Raw genomic sequence first — 25,131 nt, 5'->3', positions numbered from 1 at the left:
CAATCTAAAAAATTATGATTAATAAAAAGGTTGCAAATGCACAAGAAGCGTTACACGATGTGCAAGATAATCAAACCATTATGGTTGGAGGATTTGGCTTAAGTGGAATCCCGGAAAATTCCATTGCCGAACTGGTTCGCAAGAACGTAACAGGTTTAACTTGTATTTCAAATAATGCAGGTGTTGACGATTTTGGATTAGGCTTGCTGTTGCAAAAACGTCAGGTAAAAAAAATGATTGCATCATACGTGGGCGAAAATGCCGAATTTGAACGCCAAATGCTAAGTGGCGAGTTAGACGTTGAACTCACACCTCAAGGCACATTGGCTGAAAAATGCCGAGCTGCTCAAGCAGGTATTCCCGCATTTTTTACGCCAGCTGGTTACGGAACAGAAGTGGCCGAAGGTAAAGAAACACGTGAATTCAATGGAAAAATGTATGTAATGGAAGAAGCTTATCAAGCCGATTTTGCCATCGTAAAAGCATGGAAAGGCGATGAAGCCGGAAATTTAATTTTCAGAGGCACTGCCCGTAATTTCAATGCGTGTATGGCAGGTGCCGGCAAAATTACCATTGCCGAAGTAGAAGAATTGGTACCCGCTGGCGAATTGGATCCAAACCAAATACACATTCCGGGGATTTATGTAAAACGCATTTTTCAAGGAGCGAACTACGAAAAAAGAATTGAACAACGAACTGTACGCAAAAGAGATTAATTATGGCATTAGATAAAATTGGAATTGCAAAGCGAATTGCTAAAGAATTGCAAGACGGATATTACGTGAATTTAGGAATCGGAATTCCCACATTGGTTGCAAATTATGTTCCTGATGGCATGAATGTAGAATTTCAATCAGAAAATGGTGTGTTGGGCATGGGGCCTTTCCCTTTTGAAGGAGAAGAAGACGCAGACATCATCAACGCAGGTAAACAAACAATCACTACTTTGCCAGGAGCTGTTTTTTTTGATTCGGCTACAAGTTTTGGTATGATTCGCTCGCAACATGTAGATTTAACCATTTTAGGAGCAATGGAAGTTTCTGAAAACGGAGATATTGCCAATTGGAAAATACCCGGAAAAATGGTAAAAGGTATGGGCGGAGCTATGGATTTGGTTGCTTCGGCAGAAAACATCATCGTAGCCATGATGCACGTGAACAAAGCCGGTGAATCAAAAATATTAAAAAAATGTACACTACCACTCACAGGTGTTGGTTGTGTAAAAAAAGTGGTAACCGAATTGGCTGTTTTAGAAGTAACACCAAACGGTTTTAAACTCTTAGAGCGTGCTCCGGGCGTTTCGGTAGAAGATATCGTGAAAGCAACCGAAGCCAACTTGATTATTGAAGGAACAATTCCTGAAATGGTTATTTAATAAAAGCTATGAAAAAAGAAAATCACGAAGAAAACGACCATTTTGCCTATACAAACGAACCACCCAAACAAAAAGTTGCTTTTGTAATTCGGTTGGCTTGTGTTTTGTTTAGTTTAATCGCTATTGTGTATATTTGTATTCTGGGAAAATCGGTTTTAGTACCTTTGGTAATTGGTTTTTTGGTATCTATGCTGCTGTTGCCATTGGCCAATTTTCAAGAGCGGAAATTAAAATTTCCTCGGATTTTATCGTCCTTGGTATCACCCATATTGTTTAGTTTAGCAGTTTTGGGCGTGATTTATTTTATAGGCACGCAAATGGCGCAATTCACCGAAGATTTACCAGAGTTTCAAGAACAAATTACCGATTTGTTTCATAAAGCGCAAACGTTTGTGTATGATCGCTTTGGAGTTTCAGAAGAAGAACAAATCAATTATATCGAAAAAAATGCCGAAGAAGTTTTAAAACGGGGATCAGGAGTGGTGGGCACAGCAGTAACATCGGTAACATCAATGCTGGCTTCCTCTACATTTGTGTTTTTGGCAATTTTCTTCTTTTTATTGTACCGAAGCCATTTGGTGAAGTTTTTAATCTGGAGTTTTCCACCCAAATACAATAAAAAAGTAAAAGAAGTAGTCACCGAAATTCAATCAATCATTAAACAGTACATTTTTGGATTGTTGATACAGGTAATTGCCATATCGGCGCTCATGTTTATTGCATACAGTATTATTGGAATTAAATATGCATTGCTGTTTGCCGTTTTGTGCGGAGTTTTGAACTTGATACCTTATATAGGAATTTTCACTGCAACAGTCCTAGCAGCTATTGTAACCTTGGCAACTGGCGAACCCATTCAAGCTTTGTGGGTGATTGTAGCGGTAATTGTGGTGAATTCGATCGATGGAAACATCATTACACCTAAAATAATCGGTTCAAAAGTAGCACTAAACTCTTTTGTGGTTTTATTTGGAATCGTAATTGCCGAATCAATTTGGGGAATTGCGGGTATGTTTTTAGCGATTCCTATTTTGGCCATATTAAAAATTATTTTTGATAATGTGGAAGGATTGCGCCCCTATGGATTTGTTTTAGGCGAAGACAACGCTTCAACACCTCTTTTCGAAAAATATTACAACAGATACCTTTATCGAAAGAAACCAAAAGATAGTGAGTTGCCAAAAGAATTGCAAACCGAACAGCAAAATCATGAAGAAGGCAGCGATGCAGCTTCTGAAAATAGCGCTACAAATGAACCTGAAAAATAGATATAAATCTCGGAAATTCCGGGATTTTTTTGATTTAATAAATGGCACATTCTCCCCAAGAAAGCAATGTATTTAGTATTTTTGTAAAAAATAATTCAATGGAATTTGCAAAAGTTATATTAAAACAAGGAAAAGAGAAATCGGTTTTGCGCAAGCATCCGTGGGTTTTTAGCGGAGCCGTTTTTGGGGTAAGTGATGAATTGGAAGACGGACAAACAGTTGATGTAACCACTTACGATGGCAAACATTTAGCAACAGGGTTTTATAGCGATAAAGGCAGTATAGCAATTCGAATATTAACGTTTGCCGATGAGGATTTTTCTGAGGATTTTTGGCAAATTCGCTTCCAAGCAGCTTGGGAATTGCGCTTAAAACTTATAGATATAGAGCAAACAAACGCCTTTCGATTGATTCATGGCGAAGGCGATGGTATTCCGGGTTTAATCATCGATTATTACAATAAAAATTTCGTGGTACAAGCACACTCCACAGGAATTTATCTAAATATGCAAAAAATTTCTGAAGCCATTCAAAAGTGCTTTCCTAATTTTTGCGAAACCATTTATTGCAAAAGTGCGCAAACATTGCCACAAACCGGAACCGATTTTCATTTGTTTGGAACCAACGACCAAACAATAGCCAAAGAAAACAGCATACAATTTCATGTGAATTGGGTAGAAGGTCAAAAAACGGGATTCTTTTTAGATCAGCGCGAAAATAGAAAATTATTACAACGTTATTCTAAAGGTAAGAAAGTTTTAAACACTTTTTGTTATACCGGTGGATTCTCTATTTATGCCATGCATGCAGGCGCACAATTAGTTACATCGGTTGATATTTCAGAAAAAGCTGTGAAACTGGCAGCACAAAATATGGAATTAAACTTTCCGGCGAGCAACCACCAAGCAATTGCATCAGATGTTTTTGAATTCTTGAAAGAAAACAAGCACCAATATGAAGTTATTGTGTTAGATCCGCCTGCATTTGCAAAAAACATTAAAAGCAAGCACACCGCCACACAAGCTTACAAACGATTAAATAGTGCAGGTTTAAAAACAATTGCCAAAGGTGGCTTCTTATTTACCTTTTCATGTTCGCAAGTAATAGATGATGTACTTTTCTACCATACGGTTGCTGCTGCAGCTATAGAGTCGGGCAGAAAAGTACGAGTTCTGCACAAGCTTTCGCAAGGACCAGACCATCCTGTAAACATGTTTCACCCCGAAGGATCTTATCTCAAAGGACTTGTTTTGTATGTGGAAGAGTAGAATTTTATAGGGTTTTAGAATATTTATTAAAAAATAGCATTAAAAAGCTATCTATGTTTAAAAAAAAAAAATTACATTTGATTAAACAATTAAAATTTCGTATATGAAAAAACTAGTGTTATCAGCAGTGTTCGCATCAGCTATGTTAGTAGTATCTTGTGATGAAAAAAAAGCTGCAGTTGAAGAAACAACAACAACAGAAACAGAAACAACTGTAGATCCTGCAACAGAAACGCAAACTACAACAACTACTACTGAAACAACTTTAGAAGTTCCTAAATTTAGTTCTCCTGAAGCTCAAAAAATGGCAGAAGAATATACTGCATTTATAAAAGAGCAAATGGATGCAGCTAAATCTGGAGACGCAGCTAAAATTACAGAATTACAAGCGAAAGCTACTGAGTGGAGTAAAAAACAAGCTGAATTAGCTGGAAAATTAACAGCTGAGGATGTAAAATTATGGCAAGAGTATGTTACTAAATTAAGCGAGCAATTAGCTAAAGGAATGTAATATACCCTCAAAACAAATTATTTTAAAAGACATGGCTTCAACGCTGTGTCTTTTTTTTTCTAATGCATGTATTTTTTTAGTATATTTATTGTATCATAAAAAATTGGAAAATCATGAAAAAGTTAATTTATCCATTATTAGTAGTAGCTGTTTTTGCTGCTTGTAAAAAAGAAGAGAATAAAGTGCAAGAGCCAATGGTTGATCCGCCGGTAGAAAGTGTAAATAATGTGCCAGAACCACCAACGGATGAGCCAATAAATGTACCATCGTTTCAGTATGTAGAAGCAGATCAATTTGCAAAGGAATACAGTAATTTTATACAAGATTATCGCACTGCAACTGCAAATAATGATTCGCAAGCGCTAGAAAAACTAGGACCAAAGCTAAATGATTATCAAGAAAGAGCTGTTGAGTTGGCTAAACGAGTTCCGCAGGATGAAGCTGTGGCGTTTCAAGACTTTATTAATCGATTGGAAATGTATATTAGATAAAGATCGCAAACACGGAAACATTCCGTTGTAGTTTGTTAGCAACTTGATATTAGAACCTGCAAGGTCTGCATGACCTTGTAGGTTTTCCTTAATTTGAAATAGCCATAACAAACGCAGCCATTAAAAAAGATAAAGTAAATACTATTAAACTTTTGTTATGAATATTAGCTTTAAAATGATGTAGTATAAAACGTATAATAATGCCACCAAAAAAAGTATAAACTATAAGCTGAGCAACAACTAAAAGAAAATCAGCTAAATTCACTATTTGTGTGATTCCAGTTTGACCTTCAGCATACGATTTATTACAAAAAAGAAGCAAAAGAAAAAACAAAGTTAATGCTCCTAATTTATTCTTCATTATTCTGAGTCATTTGGTATGATTGGAATTCCAAAGTAAAATTCTAATATACGGGTGCGAAATAAATAGTCGTATTTGGTGCGTAATAAATCAGATTGTGTGTTCACCAAAAGCGTTTGCGATTGGTTGTAATCAAAAGCTGTTGCCATACCATTTTCGTAGCGTTCTTGTGTATAGCGAAATGCCTCCTCGCGCGATTTAAGCATTTCTCGGGTTGCTAGATAGGTTTCTAACGCACCTTTTGCATCGGCATAAGCAGTATAAATGTTTCGCTCTAAATCTAATTCGGTTTGTTCTAAAGCCAAACGCGATTTTTCAAGGTTTACTTTTGTTCGTTCTATATTGTTTCGCGCCGAAAATCCATTGAAAATAGGAATATTCAGTTGCAGACCAAAATTATGACCTTTAAACATATCTAATTGTTCAAAAAATGGTGGTGGTGCCATCACGCCGCCTAATCCATTGGGCACATTGGCATAGGAAACACGTGAACTGAAGCTATAAAAACCAACCAATGAAGGCAAGCGAGCACCTTTGGCAATGTCAACATCTTTTTCGGCAATTTTCACATTGTTTTCGGCAATTTTTAGTTCGGTACGTTCTTGTTTTGCCTGTTGATAGATCGATTCGGGCGTTTCAAAGAAAATAGAATTGGGTTGAAATTCATATTCCACATCGGCAATATCAAACGCTTTAAAATCTTCCATTTGCAGCAGTTGTGCCAAACTCATTTTAGAAACCAATAACGCATATTCTGCTTGGATGATTCGCTGTTTTCCGGTGGCTAAAGTTGCTTTCATATCATATAAATCGCCACTGGGAATCATTCCTGCATCAACCAAAGCTTGCGAACGCACCAATTGCAAACTATCGGCACTGAATTGTTGCTTTTGAACTTTAATATTTTCTTTGTTAAACAATATCTGCAAATACGCATTTACCACGTTTAAAGCCACATCTTCTTCCATTTTTAAATGTTGGTATTGCGAGGAAATCACAGCCAATTTTGATCTGCGAAAGCGGTTTTGATTTTGCAATCCACGAAAAAGGTCAACACCAGCTGTGGCACCAACCGACGTAAACTGGGTAGTTTGGTTTTCTAGCAAACCCGTGGTGATGTTTGTGTTTAAACCAATGTTCCATGAATGGGATGCTGAGGCGTTTAAGGTGGGTAAAAAACTTCCATAAGCATCTTTTTCATCAATATTTGCCAGCTGGTTGTCTAATTCAATTTGTTTAATAGACACGTTGTTTTCCATGGCGTGCCTTACGCATTCGTCTAACGTCCATTTTTTTTGGGCAAACGAATTTCCTGTCCAAAATACACAAATTGCAATAATTATTTTTGATAGTATTTTCATGCTTTCATATTGTTTAGTTGTTTAACTGTGATTTGTTTAACCGATTAATAAATATAACAAATCAACGATTCAACTACTTTTTAACCTGATTCCAGACTTTTATTTTATCGTTTTTGGTGATTCCTTTCTTAATTTGCACATAAATGCCATCGCTCACTCCTAATTCTACATTTCTACGTTCAAATTTTTGATCTGCAACCATAACTTCCACAAATGATTTTTTGGTTTTCTCATCGTATTGCACCAAACCTTCTTTAATTGCCAACACATCATCTGCCTTTGATAGGATAATCGAAGCATTTGCACTTAATCCAGAACGAATAAAAGTCGTGTCTTTATTAACCAAAGTACCTTTTATGGGAAACTGCATTGCCCCGTTTTCATTCACGCCTTTTGGAGCAATATAATCTAAAACTGCATCAAACTTTTTATTTTCAATGGCACCCACCGTAATTTCTAGTGGAAGTCCTAATTTGATTTTACCTACTTCCGATTCGTCTAATTTTCCTTCAAAAATCATGTTGCTCACATCTGCCAAACTTGCAATGGTGGTTCCTTCGTTGAAATTGTTCGCTTCTATTACTTGATTTCCTTTTTTAACAGGCACATCAAGCACCATACCCGAAACAGTTGATCTAATTAAGGTTTGTGCAATATTGCTCATACCTTTGGTGGTTCCTGTTCGAATGATTTCTGCATTTTGAACAGTAGCGCTATACGATTGTTGGGCTTGTTTATAAGCTGTTTCGGCATTATCGAAATCATTTGCAGAAATAACCCCTTTATTAAACAAGGTTTTTTGGCGCTCGTAGATTCTTTTTTGATTTTCTAAATCGATTTTTGCTGTTTGAATTTGATTGTTTGCCGAGTTTAAGCTTGATACATTGGGTACTACTTTAATTTTTGCAATTAAATCGCCATTTTTAATATAGTCACCAGCTTCTACATATACTTCTTCTATAATTCCGGATATGTTTGGTTTAATCAACACTTCTTCTTTTGGGTTGATGTTTCCAGTGGCAACTGTACTTTTAGAGATAGAGCGTATTTCGGCTTTTTCGGTTTCATACACCACTGGCGGTTGTGCGTTTTTTTGATACAACCAAAATAATGCACCTGCAAAAGCTATTGCTAAAAAAACTAAAATGGAAATGGTACAACCTTTTTTCATATCTATTTTTTATTTGTTTATTCGTTGATTTGTTTAATTGTTGATCTGTTTATTAGAATACTCTTCTATTCTCTTTTACTCTGTTCTTAATGCATCAATTGGTTTTACTTTAATGGCTGTAATCGCTGGGATTAATCCTGCTAAAAGTCCGGCAACTACTAATATTAACAATGCAATTACCACTACGCCTAAATGTACGCTTGGGTTTACAATTGGTATTTGATCGCTGTTTGGTGCGTTTTCTAAACCTAAATTAATGAGTGCCAGCACCACCGATGCAAAAATGATTCCTGCCATACCAGCAATGAGCGATAAAACTACCGATTCGGTAAGAATTTGTTTGATAATTACAGCAGGTGTGGCGCCTAATGCTCTGCGGATGCCAATTTCTTGGGTGCGTTCTTTTACAATAATCAGCATAATGTTTACAATACCAATAATGCCTGAACCCAATATGAAAATTCCTACAATGTATGAAACCGCTGTTAAAATGGAAAACAACCCATTTATCTTTTTAAATTCTTGATACAAATCAAAATGTCCAATGGCTCTTTCATCGGCGGGATCAATGGTGTGGCGGTTTTTCAACAAGTCAAAAATAGTAGCTTTAATATCGGTAATAGGTGTTTGATCATCGGCAGTAATTGCCATCCATCCCACTACATCGCCATAATTAAATGCTTGCTGAAAGGTGGTAAAAGGCATAAAAAGTTGTTTTTGACTTTCCTCTGCATCGCCTCCCATATTCGAAATGCTTTTATATATTCCTACAACTAAAAAATTTACACCTTGCACTTTTATGTACGAGCCTAAAACTTCTTCGCCCGGTTCATATAATTCCCGAATAACGCCTTCCCCAATCACGGTTACTTTTCGTTTGTTTGCAATATCTCCATAATTAATAAATCGCCCTTTAAGAATGTCCATTGGTTGTTGCAAAATAAACTCTGGGTAATCACCATACACGTTATAAGCACCTGTTTTAGTGCCGCGAACAACGTTGTTGCTTCCTCTAAACCCTCCTAACTGGTTGCGGGGAGAAACATAGAGCAGCCCATTGATATTTCTTTTAATAGCATCCACATCACCGTTTTTAAAGTTGAAATTTCTGCCTTGCGGCAAGCCTTTAAAAGGTTTTGATGTAGCTTGTGTCCACATAAACATGGTGTTGGTAGATAAACCACCCATTTGCCTTTTGATCCCATTTTGCAAACCCTGACTTGCAGAAAGCAGAATTACCAAAATAAAAATACCCCAAAACACACCAAACGCTGTGATGAGTGTTCTAAAAGGGTTGGCTGAAAGCGCCTCAATGATTTCATTCCATTTATCTCGGTTAAACATAATTTATTCTCCTCTTAATGCAACAATAGGTCTAATTTTTGCAGCTTTATATGCAGGAACAAACCCTGCAAAAGCTCCGGCAACAATCAATATAATCAATGTGGTTATGGCTACGTTAAAATCCACTTCTGGGCGGGTAAAAAAGTCGGCTTCTACATACGGGCCAATGAGTTCCCAAACCAACAAACCTGCTATTAATCCAGAAAAACCAGCAATAACGGTGATAAAAACCGCTTCGTGCAAAATCATGGTTATGATAGAAAATGGCGAAGCTCCCAAGGCTTTTCTAATTCCGATTTCTTTTGTTCGTTCCTTCACAATAATCAGCATGATATTGCCCACACCAACCACACCGGCAATGATGGTACAAATACCCACAAACCAGAAAAAGGCTTTCACCCCGCCGGTAACAATGTAAATGTTTTTGGCTTGTTCTAACGAATTGTTTATCACCAATGCACCTTCATCGTCGGGTGCTATATTGTGGCGCGCTTTTAAAAACGTGCTAAGTTCATTGGTAAAAGCTTGTGATTCTGCTACAGCGTTATCAAAATCGGCACCTTTTCTAAGTGTAAATGCCATGCTGCGAATACTGTCGCCGGCACTATAAGCTTTTTGGGCAGTAGCAATAGGGATAAACACGCGGCTTTCTTCGCGTTCGCCGCCCGGATCGGTATAAACACCAACAACTTTATAAATCATTCCCGAAACATTGAGCTCTTTCCCCAAAGGATTTTCTCCTTTTTTAAAAAGATCCGATGCCACTTTTTGTCCAATGATGATATTTTTTTCAAAGTTGGAAATATCGTTTTGATTGATGAATCGCCCTATTGTAATTGACGCATTTTCGATAAACTGATAATCAGGGTGCACCCCTTCTACCCGATAGTTTCCGGCTTCTTCTTTATACACAATGTTTCCATTCCAAACCGAAAAAACAGCCGATTTTCTATCGATATAATCCTTAAATAAACGGGTGGTATATTCATAATCGGAATTGCGAAGCTGCACATTTCTGCCCACGCCCAAACCCTTGTGTTCTTTTTGAGTTACGCCCGCCCAAACGCTGATTCGGTTTACAGCATCTTGTTCAAACTGTTTTTGAATGCCGTTTTGAATACCATTTCCAGCACCCAACAAAATTACGAGGATAAAAATACCCGAAGCCACAGAAACGCCCGTAAGCACCGTTCGCAGCTTGTTTTTAGCTAATCCTTCGAATATTTCTTGCCAGCGTTCAATACTAAACATATTGCGATGCTCTTACTTGGTTAACAATTTTATCAGATTCTATTTGTCCGTCTTTTAAAAAAACAATCCGCTTGGTCATATCGGCAATATCGGGTTCGTGGGTTACCACCAAAACGGTTTTTCCTTCATCGTTTATCTGTTGGATCAAATCCATAACTTCATACGATGTTTTGGTGTCTAAAGCCCCAGTTGGCTCATCTGCAAGCAATACTTTTGGGTTGGAAGCCAACGCACGGGCAATTGCCACACGTTGTTTTTGTCCGCCCGATAATTCATTGGGTAAATGTTTTGCCCAATTTGCCAAGCCCACTTTCTCTAAATAATGCATAGAACGCTCCATGCGTTCTTTTCGGGCCATACCTTGATAATACAAAGGAAGAGCCACATTATCCAATGCTGTTTTGTAATTAATTAAATTAAATGATTGAAAAACAAAACCTAAAAATTGATTGCGGTATTGCGATGCAATGGTTTCGTTGAGGTTTTTAATGGGCACACCGTCTAAGATGTATGAGCCTTCATCGGCTTCATCTAAAATTCCGATGATATTCAACAGTGTTGATTTACCCGAACCCGAACTTCCCATAATAGAAACAAATTCACCTTCTTTTACATTAAAATTGATTCCTTTAAGAACATGTAATGCGTTTTTACCCATTTGGTAGGATTTGTGAAGCTCTTTAATTTCTATCATGATGCTGCTGTTTTTAAGTGTTGTTTGTTAGTGAGTATGGTTTTTTCGGAATTGTTACAAATGCTTAGTGTTTTTTTAAACTACCTCTTTCACAAAACTGCAATCTCGCTGCCGTTTTCAGCAGATTTTGTGATTTGCAAAGCAATAGGAATGCGTTCTTTCAGCTCTTCAACGTGCGAAATAATCCCCACAATACGATTTTCTTTGTGCAGGTTATTCAGCGTTTCAAACACAATATTCACCGATTCGGCATCTTGCGTTCCAAAACCTTCATCGATAAAGAAAAAGTTTTTATTTGCTAAAGAATTAGTCTGAACGCTTTCTGCCAACGCCAACGCTAAACTCAACGAAACTTGAAACGATTGTCCGCCTGAAAGTGTTTTCACACTGCGCGTTCTGCCTTCGTTTAAATAATCAATCACTTCAAAATCGTTTGTTTCGTTAACCTGTAAACTCAATTGGTTTCGCGTCATTTTACGGAAACGCACATTGGCATTTTCGCACAATTGTTTCAAATAAATCGACGATACATATTGAACAAACCCTGCAGCTTTAAACAAATTGCCCATGGTTTTTAAGTTTTCTGCTCGTTTTTTAAGTTGATCTAATGCTGTTAACAATTCCTTTTTCTGATGGAACGCTTCGGTTAAACGACTAATTTCCGCATTGGTTTTAGTAACATTTTCGGTTGCGATTTTTAATTCAAAATCTGCAGTTTCAAACGCCTTTTCGAGTTGCAGATAGTCGTTTTCATTGAAAAATTCGTCTTTTAACTTTGCTTCTAATTCCTGAATTTGATTTTTCAGTATTTCATATGCAATGGTAAAATCTTCAATTTCTTTTCGAACTGCTTCTACATTCCAATTCAAATCAAGTATTTCAACAACTTTTTCTTTGTTTTCAATGTTTTGATCGACTAAATTCTTATTGAACAAATCATTTAATTCCGCTAGATTTTTATTCAAATCGAACAATTGTTTTTCAGTTGATGCAATTGAGTTTTTTTGAACCTGAATTTGCGTGTTTAACTGATGAAACTGCTGATTGAACAAAGTAAAATCATTTTCTGTTTTTTGATTAAACGCTTTTAAATCTCGTAATTTTTGTTCTATTTCTTCAACAGAAAACGCAGTAAAATCTGTAAAAGCAAGCACTTTTAAATTGCTTAAATTTTGATTGATTTGTGCTTGTTTTTCTGCTTCTTCTAACTTGAATTTTTCTAAAGCTTTTCTATATTTTTCTACTGTTTCCTGCTGACTTTCTAAACTTATTCTTTGTTCTGAAATGAATTTGTTTTTAAGTTCGATTTGTTTGGTTACATCAATCGAAACTTGTTTTTTCTGTTGAAAATCTTCAAAGTCATCTGCATTAAAATCTGTCCAAATAAAAGTAGTGTTATGCTGAACAATCTGATTTTTTAAATCTTCTAAACGATTATTCTCGCTAGAAAATTGCTCTTGAAGCATGGAAAACTTCTGAATTTTTTGTCGGATTTTATTCGCGAATTCTACAGCATTATTCTGCTTTTCTTCCATTAAATTTATTTCGTTCTGAACATCATTTATATGTAAAGTAACATCGTTCAACGTTAAAATCTCGGGATGTTCCAACGAACCACAAAGCGGACACGCCTCGCCGCTGTGCAAGTTGTGCGCAAAATGTGCCAACTCTTGCTGCACTTGAAACGATTGCATTTTAGCATTCAATTCCTTTTTTTGTTGCGAAAAAGTATCGTTTACAATTTTTACATCATTTTCAAAAGTAGAGATATCAATTTTATCACTGATTAATTCCTTTTCAATTAATTGAATTTCGCTTCTTAATTGATTGCTTTTTTCTTGTTGCAGATTCAGTTCTTTTACTAAATGTTGCTTTTTGCTAAACCAATCACCTATATGGATTAAAACATCGGTTTCAATCTGATTTTCAGTAAGATCAATTATTTCTTTTTCGGTTTCTTTTATGGTTTGATGTATTTTTTGAACTGTTTGTTCCACTTCACGAACCTTCACTTCGCCATTAACTGTTCGGTTTTTTAGTTCCACAACATCAGTTGAAAACTTAAGAATTTTAGCAATAAAATCTAAATCGTTTTCCTGTAAACGCTTGTTGGGCAAATCATCAACATAAGGTTTTATTTCGGTAATTGCCGCTTCAATTTGAAGCAATTCTGCTTCTGAATTTTGCAAAAGTGATTTTTCTTTTAGCAACAGATTTGATTGCTGTTCAATATCCTTTTCATTTTTTTTACCATCAATCAACAGCTGATTAAACGTTTTATTAACACGTTCGTAAACCTCCAGTTGCGTTTTCTTTTGATCGATTTCCGGTTTTTGATTCGTCAGTTCTGCAAACTGTTTTTTCTTGTTTTGCAACGATTCAAAATCGGTTTTTAACGATTTTAAATGCTGTAATTTATCGTTAATCGTTTTAAAAATCGTTTGCTTTTCATTTGCAATTTCAGTTTCACTGGCAAGTTTATCTTTTAGAACAGCAATGTTTTCTTCGGAAACTTCATCGTAACCCGACAATTTTCCTTCTAGTTGATTTAATTCCGTTAGATTTTTACTGTTTAAAACCGAAACTTTATCAGCTAAATCAAATCGATGCAGTTTAAAAATCTCTTTCATCATTTGGGTTCTGTCTTTTGCACCCAATTCAATAAACTCTTTAAACTTGCCTTGCGGAATGATGATTGTTCGTTTAAAATTATCGTAACTCAACCCAACAATTACTTGTGCATTGCTATGATTTAACGGAATCCAATGGTCGTTTATCCATTCATAAAAAACAACGGTTGGCGATTTAATATCGTCAAATCGTTTAGAATTTCGTTTAAATTCGCGTGTTACCCGAAATATTTTGTCTTCGTAATTATAAAAATCAAACGCAATAAACGCCGTGCTAGATTTTAAATTCATCATGTTATATGCACGTTTGTCTTGCTTGTTTAAACGTTCGGTTTCGCCGTACAAAGCAAACGTAATGGCTTCTAAAATAGATGATTTACCCGAACCCACCGATCCAAAAATACCGAACAAACCCGCATTTATCAGGTTTTCAAAATCAATGGTTTGTCTTTTTTGATACGAATACAAACCTTCTATGGTAAGTTTAATGGGGATCATAGGTTAATTATTCAAAATTTCGTTAAACAAATCCATTAATTCATTATTGGGTTCTTGTTGGGCATTTTTAGATTTAAAATAATCTTTAAAAAGATGTTTAATATCCTGATTGAGGTTGATTTCTTTTGCTGAAATTTCATTAACATACCCATTTTTTACCTTCGGAATTAAATGTACAATACCCGCATGTGCCTGAAAAATGGCTTTTCGCTCTTCTGTTGTTAAAAAAGTATCGGTTTCCATGGTCAACTCTACCAAGGTATCTGGATTTTGAACCAACCAATTTACCGCATCATCAACCAGTTGAAAGGTTTTACGAACCAATGCTTTTCCTTTGGTAAGTTCTATTTTCGTAAAATTCACCTCTTGATTTGGTTGCGCATTAATGATGGATACATATTTGGTTTGACCAGCTTCGCTAAAACTGTAACACAAAGGCGACGACGAATAAACAACCGGTTTTTCGGCAGTACCAATGTTGTTAAAGGCATGCAAATGACCCAAAGCGGTATATTGAATTTGCGGCGGAATACAATCTGAATAAACCATATCTGCAGTACCAATTTTAATGGGTTTTTCGCCTTCAGGTTCTTCTAAAATTGTTGTGCCGCGCTTATTCATGTATAAATGCGAAAGCAAAATGTTTACGCCTTTTTCATCACAAAATTCATCGGCAATCTTGGTCCATTGATCTTTTAAAACACTGTTTAATTGTTCTTCTTTTTCTTCGCCAAAATATTGTTTTAAGCGGATTTCGTTGGCATACGGCGTATGAATGATTCGAATGGGAAATTCGATATGATTTATTTTTAGTTCAATAAATCCTTCTACAGATTTTGTGATTTTAAAATGATCCAATTCAAACAAATTGACCTTTTCGTTTGGATAACCAATTAAAATTATTCCGCATTCACGAGCTAAAGGATCGGGTGCATTAATGCGATCGGGCGAATCATGATTGCCGGCAATGGCAATTACCGGGCGTTTTGCATTATTTGTAAGTCGTTTCAGGGTTTTGTAGAATAAATCAACCGCTTCAACCGCCGGATTAAAAGCATCGAACAAATCGCCAGCAATTAAAACCAAATCCACCTTTTCGCGATCGGCAATTTCAAAGATTTCGTTCATTACATCAATCTGCTCTTCAAATCGCGAAAAACCATCTAAACGCTTTCCTAAATGCCAATCGGCGGTGTGCAATACTTTCATAATTATTCTTCTTTTAATTTTTGGTTAGCTTGGTTGAATCGTTGCTGAATTTGCTTCAATTTTTCTTTTCGAAGTGCCTCTGCATTAGTTGCTTTACTCTTTTTCTGATCAACTTTTTTCTTATGCGCCAATCGGTTGGTTTCGTTTCTTCTTCCCATTTCAAATATACACTTGTTTTTAAACATTAATTGTCGTTTAAGAATTTGCCCGAAACATAATACCAGCGATCGTTCATTTTTTGAAACACCGATAATTCGTGATGTACTTGTTCGTTTTGATCTTGATCGATATAATATGCCTTGAATTCCACCTGATTTATGGTAGGAATATTTACAATTACCAACTTGATCCATTGATTGATTTCGCCCCATTGCTGCAATTCTTCTTTGGTATGAAACTTTCGTTTTGCGGGCAAAGTGGTATTTATTAAATAGTCGCCGTTGGGAATGGTAAATGCAGAATATCGCGAACGCATTAAGGCTTCGGCAGTGGGTGCGTGTTTAGTTTTACTGTGATAAGGTTCACAGCATTCTGCATATAGTTTAGAGGAACAGCACGGACAATTCATAGTGTAATGTTTTTTCAAAAATACGCATAAAAAAAGAGGCGTAAATGCCTCTCTTTATCTTTTTTGCTGTTGCTTATTCTTCTGCTTGTTGCATTGCTTCTGCACTAGCATATTTCATAACCAAACCTTGCATGCTCATACCTACTTCTGCCTGTAAAGCATTGATTTTTTGTTCAAAAGCTGCTGCATCTTTTGGAGCAATTTGCGTCATTTCTTTTGTTTCCGCGTATTTTTTGTTGGCATCTTTTATTTCGTTAGCGTCGTAGTTTTCGTCAACTAATTTTGTAAAATCGGTAATAAAGCTGCTTGCTACTGCATCAAACTCTTTTGTAAACTCATCTACTTTTGCTGTGTCAATAGCAGGTAAAATTTGCTGTTTTGCACCTTCTATTTGCGCTTTAACGCCCATGTTGCTAACAAATGTTTGTGCATCTTGTGATTGTGCAAAACCAACTTGTATTGCGAAGAACATGAATGTCCCAAAAATCATCTTTTTCATAATCTTTATTTATAATATTAAAAAAACAGTGACTAAAGTACAATTTTTTTTTTAACGACGATAAAAACTTAACATTATTACAACAAAAACGAGGTTTGAGAACATTAAAAAATTTAAGGAGGCAAAACCAACTTTATAACATATTTATCATTCTTCGTAATAAGTATTTTTTCAAAATGGGATTAGATATTTTATAAAATTTCAAAGTTTTTTGTTTCTTATCGATAGCTTAAATATGTTATATGTTGTTTTTTGTATAGCTTAAATCTGTTATTTTCAATAGGTTAGTGAATAATGTAGGTTCAATAATCATTAATTTTATGCTCGTAATGAAGATTTAGATAAGAGTAAAACATACTTAAAATGAGTGTGTTAAAAAATAATTATTAAGAACGATTATGAAAAAAATGGCATTAGCTACAGTCTTTTCTGTGGTATCATTGGGTGCATATAGTCAAGGTCAGGTAGGGATAGGAACTAGAACACCTAATGCATCTTCTCAGTTAGAAATAGTATCAAATAGTAAAGGTGTTTTATTTCCACAAGTAAACCTTACCTCCACTACCGACAACACTTCTATTACACCAGGAAATATCAATAGTCTTTTTGTTTATAATACAGCATATACTAGTGACGTTACACCTGGTTATTATTATTGGTATCAAAATAAATGGCAACGACTATTGAATGGAGAAGACGTAGCGGCGATTGATAACAATGCAATAGTAGCACCAGGAACGGGAATATCGGTGGTTCCTAATGTGTCGGGAAATATAACTACTTACACAGTAAGCGCCAATACAGCTGGAATAACGTTGAATGGTGATGTAACAGGCGCAGCGAATAGTACAAAGGTAGAGAAAATTCAAGGAACAGCTGTAAGCAGTACCGCCCCAAATGTAAACGGACAGGTTTTAACATATAACAGTTCTTTGAACCAATGGGAAGCCGTAACCCCAAGTTTAAGTGGAATGGCAGAAAGTGGTGTAGAAATACATGATGGAAAAGTAAAGTTAGGAGGGAATTTAACAAGAGCCACTACCATTTCAAACAATGGAAATGCTTTTACCATTGCAACCGGAGGTAGTAATTTAGCAATTACTGGGCTTGATAAAACCAAAACCCAAGCTACAAACGCTACTACTGGAATTACACAGCATTTAATGGCTGTGAACCAAGATGGAACAGTGAAGGCTTTAAAAGCAGCAATGCCTAAATTTTTCTATATGCCATCGGTATTAGTGCCCACAGCAGAGAGTCAATTGGCTGGTCAAACAGGTGTTACCTATAATAATACAACACGAATCGGAACTATTGATCTTTATCAAATATACAGCACACAATTTGGCAGCCCAGTAATGAGTAGCACAGGTGCTGCTGCACTTCCCGTTTTACCAGCCAGCGAATTGGGATATCATGTAACACATGCCACATCGGGGGTTTTTACGATTAATAGCATCACACCAGCCGGACTTATGACTTATACGGTGAGTGCATCTGCTAATATTAATAATGGCAGCTTTATAAATATTGTTTTTGCTGTTAAAGAAGATTAATTATGAAAAAAGCAGTTTTATATATAACAATGTTTATTGCACTATGCTTTGGGTTCAAAACACAGGCGCAGAATACTGTAGTAAACACATTATCAGTCACTCAAGCTTTAGACAGTATGTCTGTAGCTTCTCAAGATCAACTGAAGGAAAGGCTATACGGACAAACTTCTTTTACATACATAACCGCACAAGGAGTTGTTGATGCAGTTGAATCAACAGGAAAACCTTTTGATGTTATTGAAATAGAAGATTTAAGTGGATCATCAGCTTTAAATAACCTTACATGGCAATTGCAACAATGTAAAGTTTTAATAGTAAATGTTAATGATACAATACCTAGTAACTTGAATTTTAATTTATTTCCATTAAGAAATCTGGAATATGTTCTTATAAAAGGATACAATCACAACCAGGTAGATGCTATAACTCTTTTAGTAGCAGAGCATATCAGTAATAAAAATATGAATAGTACTATACTGATCGAAAAATTAAAAATAGATAGATAGTCATGGTATATAAAAAAAATTATATAGCGTTAAGAATATTTGCTTTATTTCTGCTATTGCTTTCAGGAAATTATCTGATGGCGCAAGTACAAAACAAAGAAAATTTTTCATTACGTACTTCAGCCAATTCACCAGGAGGTGCACCAACTGGAGGCATTTACAATCTTCGAGGAGATTTCCTGATGATTGGAAATTCTAATTTATATGATAGAAGACAATGGCAATCGGGTAACCCTGATGCTAACAATAGTAACAATACCAATATGGTATTTCATAAACTATCTGGTGATCCTGCGGCTATTCAAAACTCGTCCTCTGCAGTACTATCACACCCTTCTGGATTTAATCAAGACTGTTCTAAAATAATCTATGCAGGTTTGTATTGGTCGGGTCGTGGAGATGGTAGTTCATCTCTAACATTAGGTAACGGTTTGGTTAAGAACAAAGTTAAGTTAAAATTACCAAGTCAAACTGCTTACACGGAAATAACGGCTAATGGAATCCATTTTGGAGCTTCTGATGTTGATGGAATGTATTCGGCGTTTGCAGATATTACGCAACAAGTACGAAATTTAGGAAATGCATGGGGAACTTTTTCTGTAGCCGATGTAGCTACAACAGTAGGTAATGGTGGCTCTGTTGGTTATTATGGTGGATGGGGAATAGTAGTGATATTTGAAAACCCGGAAATGAAATGGCGTGATATCACTATGTTTGATGGCTATAGCTACATTGCTTACGATGGTCAAACAGAGTGTATTGATCCGAGATGGTGGGGCTGTAATCAGACTGGACCAGTTACAACTTACGGACAACTTTCTGTTTCTGGTTTTCGCGCAGCACAAAGCGGAGCTGTTAATGTGAAGATGGGAATGATGGCAGGCGAAGGAGATCAAGGAATTAGTGGCGATGTATTTGATATTCGCAATGCAGCTAACAGTAACTGGGTGCGTTTAAGTCATAGCGGAAATACCACTAATAATTTCTTTAATTCGTCTGTTAATACTGGTGGAAATACCCGAACACCAAATTACACCAACAATTACGGATTAGATATTGCGATGTTTGATTTGCCAAATAGCTCTAAGAACATCATTACAAACAATCAAACATCTACACGTTTTCGTTTTGGAACCAATCAAGATACCTATACAATTTACAGCATTATTTTTGCGGTAGATGCCTATGTACCCGATGTAGTTGCAGAAAATATAACGGCTGTTAACACGCCACCCTCGGGAACAACAGTAGATCCTGGTCAAGAATTAGAATTTGATTTAAATTTGTATAACAAAGGAACAGAAGCGGTTAATAATCTTAAAATAGAAATTCCTATTCCTTTTAATCTACATTATGACAGTTCTACAATTACAGTAGGATCTCATCCTACAATAAAAATTCCTAACGGAACCACTGTTACTTGGGAGAAGCCAGCTTGGGCTCCGGTTGGAGCAACTCCACAGGATTATCCCGGAGGAAAATTGGTTTGGAATATAGGTACATTGCCACTAGACCCCAACAGAGATGTACTACAAGGATCATTGAATTACAAATTTAAAACTACCGAAAATTGTGCATTGCTTTCTTCAGCCGGACCATGCGGATTAAAGATCAATGTAAATGGGACAATTACTGGAACTGGTGCTACTTCAGGAAGTATTGTAAATTCAAAACTTATTCGCGAATATGTAAGTGGTGTTTGTGAAGGTCCAATATTTACAGATTTTGAATCTACTATTGCTGTGAGTCAACAATTTATTCAAAACTGTGCTCCACCTCCGGTTGAAAATGGAATGTTGCAGTTTAAAGCATTTTGTTCCTTGGCAGGTAATGCCTTTCCACGTGCGCAAATTGCAGACAAGTATCCATTACTAACCAAATTTTTTACGTCTGAACCTTCAAGTTACAGCTCTACTACAAATGTTGTTACCGGTAATTTTCCGGTTAATACCGATGGTTCAAAGAGAACTTATTATGCAGTAGTTCCGGGTATGGATGCCGGTTGTTATATAAGGTTACAAACATCGTTGATATTGGTAACTACACAGCCAACAGCTCAAAATGTATCGGTTTGTCAAGGTAATCCAGTGGTTCTGCAAAATGCTTTATCACCAACAGGCGTTACAAACGGTTATCAGTTATATTACTTTGATTCGGCAAGTGCAACCACACCTTTAGCATCTGTACCAAACCCAACAGCAGTTGGTTCACATAATTATTGGGTAGCAGAAGGAACTTCGGTTTCAGGAACTTTGTGCGTTGGTCCTAAAGTGTCTTTTACGATTACCGTGAATGCTTTACCTACGGTAGCGCAAAATGTTCCCAATATTAGTATTTGTGAAAATAACGATACACAAATAACGGTTGCTGTGGCAAATGCTACTACTTATACTTGGGAATATGCTACGGCATCTGCACCTTCGGTTTGGAATGTATTAACAAATGCTACTTTTAGTGGCGTTGTTTCGGTAAGCAACAACACCTTAAATATCACCCATGCTTCCAATGCTTTAAATGAAACAAAAGTGCGTTTAAAAGTGCTAAATAATGTGAATTGTGAAAATATATCCAACGAAGTATCTATACAAATAAAAAATTGTATAGCGATTACAAACCCGATGCTTCCAAATACGCATAATAAGTAAAATATTACAGTAGACAAATAGGTAAAAAGAAGAAAAAAAATAGAGAAAACATAACACTTGGGCAAAAGTTAATGGAATACAATTTTAAAGATATTCATATAGGACATCTTATTCTTCAATTGGTAAATGAACAAAAAATAGAAACAGACCGCATTCTGAAATTTTTTAAAATAACCGATGAAGAATTGGAAAAAATGTATCAATCCAAAAATATTGATACAGAGAAATTATTGCTTTGGAGTAAATTATTAGCGTACGACTTTTTTAGAATTTACACGCAGCATTTAGTGTTGTATGCACCGCCAACTTCCATCAATTATAAAAAAGAGAACAATTTTAAAAGTGTACCGCAGTTCAGAAAAAACGTGTACACTACCGAAATTATTGACTTTTTTTTAGAGATGCTCGATAAGGGTGAAATGACAAAAAATGAAATTATAGAAAAATACAACATTCCTAAAACAACACTTTACAAATGGATAAAAAAATACAAAAAAGATCAATAGTTCCTAATTATAAAAAAATTTATGTAGATTTATTAGAAAAAAAATATCCACATAAAAAGAATGATTGTGCTGCCATTTTATCAAAAGAGAAGCTATCTTCAATGGATGTTTTGTTATTAAATGATTTAATCTTTGGAAAAAAATTAAAGGAACAGCAAAGAAGTAACCAAAAGTATAAATCGTATGACAAGGCATCGATTGAGAAAATATTGAATCACCAAAAAAAGCATAATTTAAACGATAGCGAATTGGCGCTGCACTTTAAGTTAAGTCGCAATACAGTGGCAAAATGGAAGAAAATGTTTCAGCAACAAACCGCAAAACGTTAGGGGGAAATGCGTGTACAGAAAGCAGTATCTTATAATTTTTTTTAGGACATATGGGGATTTTTTTTGACAGATCTCTATCCTACAATGCTAACGATTGATGATTGGGGAATGAAGCCTTGTTGAGACAAACTGTTCATTCCTCTGTAGGAGCGACCTATAAAAATTATAGTAACATTGATTAAAACCAAAAACTTCCACCCACTTTTCAACCAAACTTTTCCTTGAAAGGGAAAAAATCCCAACCCAATGAATCACAATCGGAAAGCTAACGACAACATATTAGACAACGCCCTGAATTGAAAATCGGCGAATCCAAAAGGCAACCTAACACACCAAGCCTATTCAGAGAAAAGTAATGATAAACCGAAAAAATGGGGTAATACAAAGCTATATTGCCCTTTCAGGGCGCATCAACCACTATCCCAAAGAACCAAAGACATTGCCTTTGGCTAGTATATAAAAGGCTTTTTAGCTATGTGATACAGTATTTCCCTGAAAGGGAAATATAAATAGTTGATATTGTTTTTTTGTCAAAATGTTCTGAATAACTCAATAGGTAGCATAAACATTTTTTGAATTTTATAGGCCTAATTTTTAGCGACTTTCCATAGCGAACCAACTGCAATCATCAATACCAGAATATTAATAAACGCATTGCTCACATTTCCCGAAGTAATAGAACCTGCGCTGTCTAAAAAAAAAAAACAAGCTAAAAGACTCGCCAAGACTGCCTTTCGCACCTTGTTGGGTACTTTGTCATAAACCCATTTTTGCAAAAGCCAAATACAAACACCCCAACCAAACAAAAATCACGCCTGTTAATGCACTCAAAAATCGGTTAGTGGACGCCTCATAATTTTGCAAACCGTCTAGGGGAAGGCTTAGTAAATCCAAAGACCATCTTGCGGGTTCAGATGTAGGCAGCATCGTGCCCAAAAAGAAAATCGGACCAAACGAACCTATTACGATTGCAGTGATTTTCAGATAAAACTTGTGAAATCTTTGTGTCATTTCTCTTTAATTAATTTTTCACCACAAAATTAAAGAAAGAGTCAAAGGTGTTTTAGTCGCTACTGTACAACTACATTCAGGCAAAACTTTTGACAATTGCTTTCAGGTTTTCAAAATATGCCGAAAGCCATGTGCAATCCATTTTTTTTGATGGTCTTCTGTGCGTAGCATATCGTGTCAGTTATTCCTTATTATTAATTCGTTCTTGAATTATTGATTGTATTTCCTTTAAGAATTTCATCTTTTTGCCAGCTATCCGCTGACCGAGAGCCGATGCTTTAGCCGATTCATTGTGCTTAACGCTCCAATCGGCCATTTCTACCAAAATAGGTAACAAATCCGCACCTTTTTGTGTTAAACGATACTCAAATTTCGATTTGTTGGTAGCAGAAACTTCCTTTATCAAAATGCTTTCTTCCTCTAACATTTTTAAGCGATTTGCTAAAATATTGGTCGCAATTTTTTCTTCCGAAAGTAAAAATTCGCTGTATGAAACCTTTCCTTTCCATATTACATCGCGAATAATCAGCAACGACCATTTATCGCCCAAAATATCAAGCGTACAACTTAGCGGACAATTTGATCTGTTCTTTTCCATAAAAAATAAAAAAAGTACTTGCGTTTTGCAATTACATTTATATATTTGTACTTGCATTTTGCAATTACAAAAATACATAAAAATAACCGTTTACATAATGAATATAATCAACATTTTAAACAATCGATATTCAACGAAATCATTCGATCCTTCCACAAAAATAAAAGAAGACGATTTTAAGCAACTTTTATCATTATTGCAAATGAGTCCGTCTAGCGTAAACCTTCAGCCGTGGCATTTTGTGATTGCCGCAACAGAGGAAGGCAAACAGCGAATGGCAAAAGGTGTGCAAGGCAACTACAAATTCAACGAAGCTAAAGTGCTGAATGCCTCGCATGTGGTGCTTTTTTGCTCTAAAATGCGTATTGATGAAGCCTATAAAGAGTTAGTTCTTGAATCGGAAGCCAAAGCTGGGCGTTTCCCCAACGAGCAAATCAAGCAAATGACCAAAGACGGCAGAACATTGTTTGTAAATATCCATAAAGAACAATTAAAAGATGAACAACATTGGTTGGAAAAACAAGTGTATTTAAACATTGGTCAGTTTTTATTAGGAGCAGCCGCTTTGGGAATTGATGCATGCCCCATGGAAGGCATTGATGTGCAAATTTTGGATGAAGAATTTGGATTAACCGAAAAAGGATTCACAGCCATTACTGCTGTGGCGTTGGGATATAGAAGCGAAAGCGATTTTAATGATCCTGCCAAAACACCAAAAGCCCGATTGGCTTTAGAAGATATTACCACACTAATTTAATGAGAAGCAAATTGCTTGGAGCAATTTAAAAGTTAAAAACACCATCTGATAAAAAGCAGATGGTGTTTTTGGGTTTTAGGCTTTAGCAATCGCCTCAATTGTTGCTTTGTTAAAAGCGGGTAAATCTTTTGGGGTGCGGCTGGTTATTAAATTTCCATCCACAACAACTTCTTGATCTTCCCATTGCGCTCCGGCATTTTTCAAGTCGGCTTCAATTGCGCCAACCGATGTCAATTTTTTGTTTCGAACAGCTTCTGCATTTATCAAAACCTGTGGACCATGACAAATGGCAGCAACAGGTTTGTTCTCGTTAAAAAATGTTTGCACAAACTGCAAAGCATCTTTATTGGTTCGCAATTTGTCTGGATTGATTACTCCGCCAGGAATTACCAATGCATCGAATTCACCTGATTTTGCATCGTTCAGTTGTAAGTCAACATCATACTCTTTTGTCCAATCATCACCCGATTTTGCTTTTACTTTGCCATTTTTTGGCGATACAATCAACACTTCTGCGCCGGCATCTTTCAAGGCTTCAAGCGGGCTGGTCAATTCAATTTCTTCAAAGCCATCTTCTGTAAGAATGGCAATTTTTTTTCCTTTTAAATCATTCATAGCTTTAATTTTTTAAAATGAATCTACAAGTTAATGATATTTTACAAGCTAAAAAAGTGGATTTTTGTCAGGGGGAATATCTTATCAAAACCTTAACAAAAAATGTCGT

The 25,131-nt window shown here is 35.9% G+C and carries 26 protein-coding genes; 12 read left to right on the top strand and 14 right to left on the bottom strand.

Going from position 1 to position 25,131, the window contains the following annotated elements:
• Positions 1-14 precede the first annotated feature (14 nt).
• The 6 genes from MG290_RS09505 (at position 15) to MG290_RS09480 (ending at position 4,913) form a co-directional block, all read left to right on the top strand.
• Complete coding sequence (locus MG290_RS09505) at positions 15-716, top strand: CoA transferase subunit A (RefSeq protein WP_264561075.1); 702 nt, start codon at positions 15-17, stop codon at positions 714-716.
• A 2-nt stretch (positions 717-718) separates the two neighbouring features.
• On the top strand, positions 719-1,375 hold the full coding sequence (locus MG290_RS09500) for a CoA transferase subunit B (protein ID WP_257500352.1): 657 nt from the start codon (positions 719-721) through the stop codon (positions 1,373-1,375).
• Between the two features lie 8 nt (positions 1,376-1,383).
• Positions 1,384-2,643: an AI-2E family transporter gene (locus MG290_RS09495; protein WP_264561074.1), complete on the top strand. Its 1,260-nt coding sequence runs from the start codon at positions 1,384-1,386 to the stop codon at positions 2,641-2,643.
• Between the two features lie 98 nt (positions 2,644-2,741).
• Positions 2,742-3,911: a class I SAM-dependent rRNA methyltransferase gene (locus MG290_RS09490; protein ID WP_264561073.1), complete on the top strand. Its 1,170-nt coding sequence runs from the start codon at positions 2,742-2,744 to the stop codon at positions 3,909-3,911.
• Positions 3,912-4,014: 103 nt separating this feature from the next.
• The gene (locus MG290_RS09485) at positions 4,015-4,422 is read left to right on the top strand and encodes a hypothetical protein (RefSeq protein WP_257500355.1); all 408 of its coding nucleotides are present in this window, start codon (positions 4,015-4,017) and stop codon (positions 4,420-4,422) included.
• Between the two features lie 113 nt (positions 4,423-4,535).
• Entirely contained in the window at positions 4,536-4,913 is a 378-nt protein-coding gene (locus MG290_RS09480) for a hypothetical protein (protein ID WP_264561072.1), read from the top strand.
• An 88-nt stretch (positions 4,914-5,001) separates the two neighbouring features.
• On the opposite strand, the gene MG290_RS09475 is transcribed toward MG290_RS09480, so the two are convergent.
• From MG290_RS09475 to MG290_RS09425, 11 genes are all read right to left on the bottom strand, one after another.
• Complete coding sequence (locus tag MG290_RS09475; protein ID WP_264561071.1) at positions 5,002-5,274, bottom strand: hypothetical protein; 273 nt, start codon at positions 5,272-5,274, stop codon at positions 5,002-5,004.
• Positions 5,274-6,635, bottom strand: a complete 1,362-nt coding sequence (locus tag MG290_RS09470; RefSeq protein ID WP_264561070.1) for a TolC family protein — start codon at positions 6,633-6,635, stop codon at positions 5,274-5,276. Before MG290_RS09470 ends, MG290_RS09475 begins: the two co-directional genes overlap by 1 nt.
• 73 nt (positions 6,636-6,708) lie before the next feature.
• A complete protein-coding gene (locus MG290_RS09465; protein WP_264561069.1) occupies positions 6,709-7,806 on the bottom strand; it encodes an efflux RND transporter periplasmic adaptor subunit in 1,098 nt (365 codons plus the stop codon).
• A 75-nt stretch (positions 7,807-7,881) separates the two neighbouring features.
• Positions 7,882-9,150 carry an ABC transporter permease gene (locus MG290_RS09460; protein ID WP_264561068.1) on the bottom strand — a complete coding sequence of 423 codons (1,269 nt, stop codon included), beginning with the start codon at positions 9,148-9,150 and terminating at the stop codon, positions 7,882-7,884.
• Between the two features lie 3 nt (positions 9,151-9,153).
• Positions 9,154-10,401 carry an ABC transporter permease gene (locus tag MG290_RS09455; protein WP_264561067.1) on the bottom strand — a complete coding sequence of 416 codons (1,248 nt, stop codon included), beginning with the start codon at positions 10,399-10,401 and terminating at the stop codon, positions 9,154-9,156.
• Positions 10,394-11,095 carry an ABC transporter ATP-binding protein gene (locus MG290_RS09450; RefSeq protein WP_257500363.1) on the bottom strand — a complete coding sequence of 234 codons (702 nt, stop codon included), beginning with the start codon at positions 11,093-11,095 and terminating at the stop codon, positions 10,394-10,396. Before MG290_RS09450 ends, MG290_RS09455 begins: the two co-directional genes overlap by 8 nt.
• A gap of 89 nt (positions 11,096-11,184) precedes the next feature.
• On the bottom strand, positions 11,185-14,223 hold the full coding sequence (locus tag MG290_RS09445; protein WP_264561066.1) for an AAA family ATPase: 3,039 nt from the start codon (positions 14,221-14,223) through the stop codon (positions 11,185-11,187).
• Between the two features lie 3 nt (positions 14,224-14,226).
• Positions 14,227-15,432 carry a metallophosphoesterase family protein gene (locus MG290_RS09440; protein ID WP_264561065.1) on the bottom strand — a complete coding sequence of 402 codons (1,206 nt, stop codon included), beginning with the start codon at positions 15,430-15,432 and terminating at the stop codon, positions 14,227-14,229.
• Positions 15,433-15,434: 2 nt separating this feature from the next.
• Complete coding sequence (locus MG290_RS09435) at positions 15,435-15,617, bottom strand: hypothetical protein (protein ID WP_264561064.1); 183 nt, start codon at positions 15,615-15,617, stop codon at positions 15,435-15,437.
• Complete coding sequence (locus tag MG290_RS09430) at positions 15,617-16,000, bottom strand: YchJ family protein (RefSeq protein ID WP_264561063.1); 384 nt, start codon at positions 15,998-16,000, stop codon at positions 15,617-15,619. The genes MG290_RS09435 and MG290_RS09430 overlap by 1 nt, the downstream gene beginning before the upstream one ends.
• A 73-nt stretch (positions 16,001-16,073) precedes the next feature.
• On the bottom strand, positions 16,074-16,499 hold the full coding sequence (locus MG290_RS09425) for a hypothetical protein (RefSeq protein ID WP_264561062.1): 426 nt from the start codon (positions 16,497-16,499) through the stop codon (positions 16,074-16,076).
• 407 nt (positions 16,500-16,906) lie between these two features.
• Between MG290_RS09425 and MG290_RS09420 the strand changes: the two genes are divergently transcribed.
• The 5 genes from MG290_RS09420 (at position 16,907) to MG290_RS09400 (ending at position 22,041) form a co-directional block, all read left to right on the top strand.
• Entirely contained in the window at positions 16,907-18,055 is a 1,149-nt protein-coding gene (locus MG290_RS09420; protein WP_264561061.1) for a hypothetical protein, read from the top strand.
• A gap of 2 nt (positions 18,056-18,057) precedes the next feature.
• Positions 18,058-18,561: a hypothetical protein gene (locus MG290_RS09415; protein WP_264561060.1), complete on the top strand. Its 504-nt coding sequence runs from the start codon at positions 18,058-18,060 to the stop codon at positions 18,559-18,561.
• Between the two features lie 2 nt (positions 18,562-18,563).
• Positions 18,564-21,206 carry a hypothetical protein gene (locus MG290_RS09410; protein WP_264561059.1) on the top strand — a complete coding sequence of 881 codons (2,643 nt, stop codon included), beginning with the start codon at positions 18,564-18,566 and terminating at the stop codon, positions 21,204-21,206.
• Positions 21,207-21,277: 71 nt separating this feature from the next.
• A complete protein-coding gene (locus MG290_RS09405; RefSeq protein ID WP_264561058.1) occupies positions 21,278-21,712 on the top strand; it encodes a transposase in 435 nt (144 codons plus the stop codon).
• Positions 21,682-22,041, top strand: a complete 360-nt coding sequence (locus tag MG290_RS09400; RefSeq protein ID WP_264561057.1) for a helix-turn-helix domain-containing protein — start codon at positions 21,682-21,684, stop codon at positions 22,039-22,041. Before MG290_RS09405 ends, MG290_RS09400 begins: the two co-directional genes overlap by 31 nt.
• Before the next feature lie 756 nt (positions 22,042-22,797).
• Here MG290_RS09400 and MG290_RS09395 read toward each other — a convergent pair.
• Complete coding sequence (locus tag MG290_RS09395; RefSeq protein WP_264561056.1) at positions 22,798-23,052, bottom strand: hypothetical protein; 255 nt, start codon at positions 23,050-23,052, stop codon at positions 22,798-22,800.
• A 181-nt stretch (positions 23,053-23,233) separates the two neighbouring features.
• The gene (locus MG290_RS09390; protein WP_264561055.1) at positions 23,234-23,650 is read right to left on the bottom strand and encodes a winged helix-turn-helix transcriptional regulator; all 417 of its coding nucleotides are present in this window, start codon (positions 23,648-23,650) and stop codon (positions 23,234-23,236) included.
• Positions 23,651-23,747: 97 nt separating this feature from the next.
• On the opposite strand from MG290_RS09390, the gene nfsB reads away from it, so the two are divergent.
• A complete protein-coding gene (nfsB, locus tag MG290_RS09385) occupies positions 23,748-24,407 on the top strand; it encodes an oxygen-insensitive NAD(P)H nitroreductase (RefSeq protein ID WP_264561054.1) in 660 nt (219 codons plus the stop codon).
• Positions 24,408-24,482: 75 nt separating this feature from the next.
• Here the strand turns inward: nfsB and MG290_RS09380 are convergent, their stop codons facing one another.
• A complete protein-coding gene (locus MG290_RS09380; protein WP_264561053.1) occupies positions 24,483-25,022 on the bottom strand; it encodes a type 1 glutamine amidotransferase domain-containing protein in 540 nt (179 codons plus the stop codon).
• Between the last annotated feature and the right edge of the window lie 109 nt (positions 25,023-25,131).

Source organism: Flavobacterium sp. CBA20B-1 (assembly GCF_028473145.1).
Taxonomy (GTDB): Bacteria; Bacteroidota; Bacteroidia; order Flavobacteriales; family Flavobacteriaceae; genus Flavobacterium.
This window is presented reverse-complemented; position numbering and strand designations above follow the sequence as displayed.

Coding starts and splice junctions, on each gene's coding strand:
- MG290_RS09500 (WP_257500352.1), top strand. CDS start 719: ATGGCATTAGATAAAATTGGAATTGCAAAGCGAATTGCTAAAGAATTG.
- MG290_RS09455 (WP_264561067.1), bottom strand. CDS start 10,401: ATGTTTAGTATTGAACGCTGGCAAGAAATATTCGAAGGATTAGCTAAA.
- MG290_RS09430 (WP_264561063.1), bottom strand. CDS start 16,000: ATGAATTGTCCGTGCTGTTCCTCTAAACTATATGCAGAATGCTGTGAA.
- MG290_RS09415 (WP_264561060.1), top strand. CDS start 18,058: ATGAAAAAAGCAGTTTTATATATAACAATGTTTATTGCACTATGCTTT.
- MG290_RS09465 (WP_264561069.1), bottom strand. CDS start 7,806: ATGAAAAAAGGTTGTACCATTTCCATTTTAGTTTTTTTAGCAATAGCT.
- MG290_RS09435 (WP_264561064.1), bottom strand. CDS start 15,617: ATGTTTAAAAACAAGTGTATATTTGAAATGGGAAGAAGAAACGAAACC.
- MG290_RS09505 (WP_264561075.1), top strand. CDS start 15: ATGATTAATAAAAAGGTTGCAAATGCACAAGAAGCGTTACACGATGTG.
- MG290_RS09490 (WP_264561073.1), top strand. CDS start 2,742: ATGGAATTTGCAAAAGTTATATTAAAACAAGGAAAAGAGAAATCGGTT.
- MG290_RS09420 (WP_264561061.1), top strand. CDS start 16,907: ATGGCATTAGCTACAGTCTTTTCTGTGGTATCATTGGGTGCATATAGT.
- MG290_RS09470 (WP_264561070.1), bottom strand. CDS start 6,635: ATGAAAATACTATCAAAAATAATTATTGCAATTTGTGTATTTTGGACA.
- MG290_RS09475 (WP_264561071.1), bottom strand. CDS start 5,274: ATGAAGAATAAATTAGGAGCATTAACTTTGTTTTTTCTTTTGCTTCTT.
- MG290_RS09460 (WP_264561068.1), bottom strand. CDS start 9,150: ATGTTTAACCGAGATAAATGGAATGAAATCATTGAGGCGCTTTCAGCC.
- MG290_RS09440 (WP_264561065.1), bottom strand. CDS start 15,432: ATGAAAGTATTGCACACCGCCGATTGGCATTTAGGAAAGCGTTTAGAT.
- MG290_RS09405 (WP_264561058.1), top strand. CDS start 21,278: ATGGAATACAATTTTAAAGATATTCATATAGGACATCTTATTCTTCAA.
- MG290_RS09445 (WP_264561066.1), bottom strand. CDS start 14,223: ATGATCCCCATTAAACTTACCATAGAAGGTTTGTATTCGTATCAAAAA.
- MG290_RS09495 (WP_264561074.1), top strand. CDS start 1,384: ATGAAAAAAGAAAATCACGAAGAAAACGACCATTTTGCCTATACAAAC.
- MG290_RS09410 (WP_264561059.1), top strand. CDS start 18,564: ATGGTATATAAAAAAAATTATATAGCGTTAAGAATATTTGCTTTATTT.
- MG290_RS09395 (WP_264561056.1), bottom strand. CDS start 23,052: ATGACACAAAGATTTCACAAGTTTTATCTGAAAATCACTGCAATCGTA.
- MG290_RS09485 (WP_257500355.1), top strand. CDS start 4,015: ATGAAAAAACTAGTGTTATCAGCAGTGTTCGCATCAGCTATGTTAGTA.
- MG290_RS09400 (WP_264561057.1), top strand. CDS start 21,682: ATGGATAAAAAAATACAAAAAAGATCAATAGTTCCTAATTATAAAAAA.
- MG290_RS09425 (WP_264561062.1), bottom strand. CDS start 16,499: ATGAAAAAGATGATTTTTGGGACATTCATGTTCTTCGCAATACAAGTT.
- MG290_RS09480 (WP_264561072.1), top strand. CDS start 4,536: ATGAAAAAGTTAATTTATCCATTATTAGTAGTAGCTGTTTTTGCTGCT.
- MG290_RS09380 (WP_264561053.1), bottom strand. CDS start 25,022: ATGAATGATTTAAAAGGAAAAAAAATTGCCATTCTTACAGAAGATGGC.
- MG290_RS09450 (WP_257500363.1), bottom strand. CDS start 11,095: ATGATAGAAATTAAAGAGCTTCACAAATCCTACCAAATGGGTAAAAAC.
- nfsB (WP_264561054.1), top strand. CDS start 23,748: ATGAATATAATCAACATTTTAAACAATCGATATTCAACGAAATCATTC.
- MG290_RS09390 (WP_264561055.1), bottom strand. CDS start 23,650: ATGGAAAAGAACAGATCAAATTGTCCGCTAAGTTGTACGCTTGATATT.